Source organism: Guyparkeria sp., from assembly GCF_046540515.1.
Taxonomy (GTDB): Bacteria; Pseudomonadota; Gammaproteobacteria; order Halothiobacillales; family Halothiobacillaceae; genus Guyparkeria.
This window is the reverse complement of record NZ_JBKHFB010000092.1, coordinates 1-5,954: the sequence shown is the minus strand read 5'-3', so window position 1 is coordinate 5,954 and position 5,954 is coordinate 1. Positions and strand designations below refer to the sequence as shown.

The window sequence follows — 5,954 nt, the reverse complement described above, 5'->3', positions numbered from 1 at the left end:
ATTGCCAACAGGTACGGACTTACATGACTGACACGGCGGACTTTCTTTTCGAACTGGGCACCGAGGAACTCCCGCCCAAGGCCCTGACCACCCTGCGCGACGCGCTCGAGGACGAGATCCGCACCGGGCTGGACGAGGCCGGGCTGGCCCACGGCAAGCTCACCGCCTACGCCGCCCCGCGCCGGCTGGCCGTGCGGGTCGAGGCACTCGCCGGCGCGACCGAACCCAAGCCGGTCGAGCGCCGCGGCCCGGCCGTCAAGGCCGCTTACGATAATGAGGGCAATCCGACCAAGGCGCTGAAAGGCTTCGCCACCGGCTGCGGCGTCGAGCCGGACCAGCTCGAGACCATGAGCACCGACAAGGGCGAATGGCTGGTGCACCGCTACACCGAGCCGGGCCAGTCGGCCGCCGACCTGCTGCCCGGCATCGTCGAGCGCGCGCTGGACAAGCTGCCCACCCCGAAGCGCATGCGCTGGGGCACCTCCAAGGCCGAGTTCATCCGCCCGGTCCACTGGGTGCTGGCCCTGCACGGCGAGCAGATCGTCGACATGACCCTGTTCGATCACGCCGCCGGCAACCAGACCTTCGGTCACCGTTTCCATCACCCGCAGCCCCTGACCATCAGCGCCCCGGCCGACTACGCCACCACCCTGCAGAAACAGGGCTACGTGCTGGCCGACTTCGCCGAGCGACGCGCGCACATCGAGGCGCAGGTCAACGCGAAGGCCGACGAGATCGGCGGGCGCGCCCACATCGATGCCGACCTGCTCGACGAGGTGACCGCGCTGGTCGAATGGCCGGTGGCCGTCGCCGGGCAGTTCGAGGCGCGTTTCCTCGAGGTGCCGCACGAGGCACTGATGTACACCATGCAGGACGACCAGAAGTACTTCCCCGTCCTGGACGAGCACGGTGCGCTGATGCCGTGGTTCATCACCGTGGCCAATATCGAAAGCCGCGACCTCGAGGCGGTGCGCCACGGCAACGAGCGCGTCATCCGCCCGCGCTTCTCGGATGCGATGTTCTTCTGGGATGGCGATCTCAAGACCCCGCTGGAATCGCACCTTGAATCCCTGAAGCACTTGGTCTTCCAGAAACGCCTGGGCAGCGTGTTCGACAAGGTGCGTCGCTTGGAGCAGCTGGCCGAGGCCATTGCCAAGCGGATCGATGCCGACCCCCAGGCAGCGCGCCGGGCGGCACGCCTGTGTAAATGCGACCTGCAGACGCAGATGGTGGGCGAGTTCGCCGGCCTGCAGGGCACCATCGGCTACCACCTTGCCCGCCACGAGGGCATGGACGAGGACGTCGCGATCGCCCTGGACGATCACTACCGCCCGCGCCGCGCCGGTGACGACCTGCCGCGCGGCGGCGTCGCCCAGGCCGTGGCACTGGCCGACCGGCTCGACACGCTGATGGGCATCTTCGCCATCGGCCAGGCGCCCACCGGCGCCAAGGACCCGTTTGCCCTGCGTCGCGCGGCACTGGGCGTGCTGCGCATTCTCGTCGAGCAGGAGCTGGACCTGGACCTGGTCGAGCTGCTGGAGGCGGCCGCCGAAGGGATCGCCGACAAGGTGCCCGAGGCACGCGACCACGTCATGGGCGTGTTCGAGTTCATCACCGAGCGCCAGCACCGCTACAGCCTCGATCGCGGCATTCGCAGCGACGTGTTCCAGGCCGTCTCGATGACCGGCACCCGCCGGCCACTGGACTTCGAGCAGCGCATGCAGGCGGTCAACGCCTTTATCGAACTGCCCGAGGCCGAGGCGCTGGCCGCCGCCAACAAGCGCATCGGCAACATTCTCAAGAAGCACGACGGCCCGGTGCCGGAGTCGGTCGACGAGTCCCGCCTGGTCGAGCCGGCCGAGCAGCGCCTGTGGGAGGCGCTCGACGCGATCGGGCCGCGACTGGAGGGGCTGCTGGCCGAGGGCGACTACACCGCCGCGCTCAGCACGCTGGCCGCCCTGCGCGAGCCGGTGGATGCCTTCTTCGACTCGGTCATGGTCATGGCCGACGACGAGGCGCTGCGCGACAACCGGCTGGCGATGCTGGCGCGACTGAACGCGCTGTTCCTGGCGATTGCCGACGTCTCCCAGTTGCAGGCCTGAGGTCGAGGCGATGCTGACCTGGCTACGGACCGCGCTGTTTGCCCTGTTCGCGATCTTGTCGCTGCTGCTGCACACGCCCATCCTGCTGGTCGGCCACTTCCTGCCGTTCGAACGGCGCTATCGCCTGCTGTTCTCCTTCGGTCGGTCGCTGCTGTGGCTGGCCCGCGTGTTCACCGGGATCCGTTACGAAGTCGAAGGCATCGAACACCTCGACCCGGCCGGCGGCAACCTGGTGCTGGCCAAGCATCAGTCGACCTGGGAAACCATGTTCCTGCCCAGCACATTGCGGTTTCCCGTCTTCGTGCTCAAGCGCGAGCTGCTGCGCATCCCGGTATTCGGCCAGGGCCTGAAGGCGATCGTGCCGATCGCCATCGACCGGAGCTCGGGTCGCAAGGCCCTGGCTCAGATCCTCAAGCAGGGGAAGCAGGCGCTGAGCGACGGGCGGGACGTGGTGATCTTCCCGGAGGGCACGCGCCGCCTGCCCGGTGCGGCCCCCAACTACCGGATCGGCGGGGCCATGCTGGCCGAGCGCAGCGGCGCCCGGGTCGTTCCCATGGCAGTCGACTCGGGCTGCCTGTGGCCCAAGAAGGGCTTTCGCATGCAACCCGGCACCATCCATGTCGTGTTCGGCCCGCCGATCGAAACGCAAGGCCGCACGGCCAACGAGATCAACGACGCCACCCAGGAGTGGATCGAGGCGACACAGGAGGCCCTTTATGCCCGCCACGGCTGCCCCAACCACGTATCAGACCCTGCTTGACGACGCGCTGACCCGCATCCGGCACGGCGAGGCACCCGAGAACGCACTGACCGCGCGGCTGGCCGAAATCGCCTCGCTCGAGGTCTCCGACCAGCGAGGCGTGGGCGGCGGCTGCATCGCCGACGCCTCCCGGCTGGAAACGAACGTCGGCCCGCTGTTTCTCAAGACCCATACGGACCGCGACGACGGCATGTTCCCTGCCGAAGCGCACGGGCTCGAGGCACTGGGGGAGCGTATTCGCACCCCGGACGTGGTCGCGGCGGGCAGCGTCGACGGCACGGCCTATCTCTTGCTCGAATGGCTCGACCTCGGCCCGGTCGACGACACCGCGCTGGGCGATGCGCTGGCCGAACTGCACGCCGAGCCCGAGCCGGCCTTCGGCTGGGAGGAAGACAACTTCATCGGCGCGATGCCCCAGCTCGGTGGCGAGGACGACGACTGGGCCCGCTTTTACGGCCAGCGACGCCTCGCCCCGCAACTCGACTGGGCGGCCGAACGCGGGCTTTCGGGGGGCACCATCGACGCCGGGCGCGAACTGATCGAGGCCCTGCCCGCCTTCTTTACCGACTACCGCCCCTACCCCGCGCTGATCCACGGCGACATGTGGGGGGCGAATCACGGCGCATTGGCCGACGGCACCCCAATACTGTTCGACCCGGCCACCTACCGCGCCGACCGCGAGGCCGAGATCGCGATGACCGAGCTTTTCGGCGGGTTCTCGCCCGGCTTCTACCGCGCCTACCAGGCCCACCTGCCACTCGATCCCGGCTACCGGACACGCAAGACGCTCTACAACCTCTACCACGTCCTCAATCACTTCAACCTGTTCGGTGGCGGCTACGCCAGTCGCGCTGACGGCATGCTCCGCCAGCTGCTCGCCGAACTGCGCTGAACGATTTGGGGTGCGCCACCGGCAGGTCTAGAATTGGGGGTTATTTCACACAGGAAACCGGTCCGTCATGGATGACTTCAGCGCCAAGCTAGTGCATGCCCTGCCGGACGCGGTCTACGTGATCGACCCGGCGACCTCCCGAATCGTCGACTGCAACCGGGCCGCCCACGAGGACCTGTGGCTGGCTCGCGAGGATGTGCTCGAGCATTCGGTGCTCTCCCTGCAGACCAGGGTCCACGGCATGCCGGCCTGGTCGGAGATCGCCGAGGTCATCCGCCAGAATTCGCCCTACCGTTTCATTGGCTCGCACCGTCGAGCCGACGGGAGCGAACTGCCGGTCGAGGTGGTCACGACGGTCGTCACCATCGATGGCGAGGAACGGTTCGTTTCCGTGGCCCGCGACATCAGCCGTCGCCCCGGAACGGTCGATCCGACCCACGCCTCGACCAATCGCTGGCAGATCCTCCACGATCTGGCCGACGGGGTCTGGGACTGGTACCCGAACGAGGGCCGCCTGACCTTCAGTCCCCGCCTGCACAGCCTGCTCGGCTACGGGCCCGAGGAAATGCCCGAGGTCATCGAGACCTGGAAGAACAACGTCCACCCCGAGGACCTGCCGGTGGTGATCGCCACCCTCGAAGACCACCTCGCGGGCGAGCGCCACCAGTTCGAGGCCGTCTACCGGCTGCGCAATCGCAACGGCCACTACCTGTGGGTGCACGATCGCGGTTCCGTGGTCGACTGGGACGACGAGGGTCAACCACGGCGCGTGACCGGACTGGTCCACGACGTCACCGACGCCAAGGCGGTCGAGGCCCGGCTGCAGCGCGAGGCCGACCGCGACATGCTCACCGGACTGCTCAACCGGCGCAAGGGCATGATTCGGCTGGAGAAGCTGCTCGACACCGCCCGGCGCTCGACACGACGTCTCGCCCTGGTCGCCCTGGACGTCGATCATTTCAAGCCCATCAACGACCGCTACGGCCACCTGGTGGGCGACTCCGTCCTCGAAGCGCTGGGCGGACTCATCGCGCAACACGCCCCGCCGGATGCGGTCGCCATGCGTTGGGGCGGCGAGGAGTTTCTCATCGGCCTGCTGCTCGACGACGACGGCGCTTCCGGTTGCCGCCTCGCCATCACCCTGCTCGAGGCGATCGAGGCGCGTGACTGGTCGGCACCGCTGCAGGACGAGACCGTCACGGCCAGCGCCGGCGTGACCCGCAGCGACCCCGGGATCGGCTCGATCAACGACCTGATCGCGGCGGCCGACCGGGCGCTGTATCTGGCCAAGCGGGAAGGTCGCAATCGCGTCGCCCGGAGCGAATACCATCCGCCTTGTCAGATGACAGCGCGCGAGGAGATCAGCCTATGACCACGGCGAAGGCCCTGATCACCGGCAACAGCAGTGGGCTCGGCCTGGGCCTGAGCCACGCCCTGCTCGGACGCGACTACCAGGTGTACGGCTGCAGTCGACGCGGCTGCGCCGCGTTGGCCGACCGGGTGGTCGACGTGCACTGCGATCTGTCCGACCTCGATGCGATCGCCCCCGCGCTGGATCAACTGCTGGCCGGGGTCGACCGGCTCGATCTGGTGGTACTCAACGCGGGCATCCTGGGCGAGATCGAGGACATGAGCCGCGTCTCGGTCGAGCGGTTGCGCGAGATCATGGACATCAACGTCTGGGCGAACAAGACGATCCTCGACTGGCTGCTGGCCTCGGGCATCATGGTCGGACAGATCGTCGCGATCTCCTCGGGCGCGGCGGTACTGGGCAACCGCGGCTGGGGCGGCTATGCGCTGTCGAAAGCCGCCCTGAACATGCTCTGCCGGCTCTACGCCCACGAATTCCCGGACACGCACGTCGCCGCGATCGCACCGGGGCTGATCGACACCCGCATCATCGACACGATCTGCCAGATCGACGACACGACGCGCTTCCCCGCGCTCGAACGCATCCACGCCGCCCGCGGCACCGAGACCCTGCTGTCGCCGGGCGCGGCGGCCGAACGGATACTCCACGCGCTGCCGGGCCTCACCGAGTTCGAGAGCGGCAGCTTCGTCGACCTGCGCCAGGTTCTCGCCCCGGACGAATACCAAGCCCTGATGGCCGCGCGCAACCGGCCGGGCGGCTGACGGCCGGTTGCGCGGCCAGACGGCAAAAAGCCCCGCCGGGTCTTGTCCCGGCGGGGCTTTTTTCGGT

The 5,954-nt window shown here is 68.3% G+C and carries 5 protein-coding genes; all 5 read left to right on the top strand.

What is annotated here, in order from left to right:
- Nucleotides 1–23: 23 nt before the first annotated feature.
- The 5 genes from glyS (at nt 24) to ACLFRM_RS08775 (ending at nt 5,887) form a co-directional block, all read left to right on the top strand.
- Complete coding sequence (gene glyS, locus ACLFRM_RS08795; RefSeq protein WP_410755367.1) at nt 24–2,102, top strand: glycine--tRNA ligase subunit beta; 2,079 nt, start codon at nt 24–26, stop codon at nt 2,100–2,102.
- A 10-nt stretch (nt 2,103–2,112) separates the two neighbouring features.
- A complete protein-coding gene (locus ACLFRM_RS08790; RefSeq protein WP_410755366.1) occupies nt 2,113–2,862 on the top strand; it encodes a lysophospholipid acyltransferase family protein in 750 nt (249 codons plus the stop codon).
- Nucleotides 2,819–3,754, top strand: a complete 936-nt coding sequence (locus ACLFRM_RS08785) for a fructosamine kinase family protein (protein ID WP_410755365.1) — start codon at nt 2,819–2,821, stop codon at nt 3,752–3,754. Before ACLFRM_RS08790 ends, ACLFRM_RS08785 begins: the two co-directional genes overlap by 44 nt.
- 67 nt (nt 3,755–3,821) lie before the next feature.
- On the top strand, nt 3,822–5,126 hold the full coding sequence (locus ACLFRM_RS08780; RefSeq protein ID WP_410755364.1) for a diguanylate cyclase: 1,305 nt from the start codon (nt 3,822–3,824) through the stop codon (nt 5,124–5,126).
- Complete coding sequence (locus tag ACLFRM_RS08775) at nt 5,123–5,887, top strand: SDR family NAD(P)-dependent oxidoreductase (RefSeq protein ID WP_410755363.1); 765 nt, start codon at nt 5,123–5,125, stop codon at nt 5,885–5,887. The genes ACLFRM_RS08780 and ACLFRM_RS08775 overlap by 4 nt, the downstream gene beginning before the upstream one ends.
- Nucleotides 5,888–5,954: the final 67 nt, after the last annotated feature.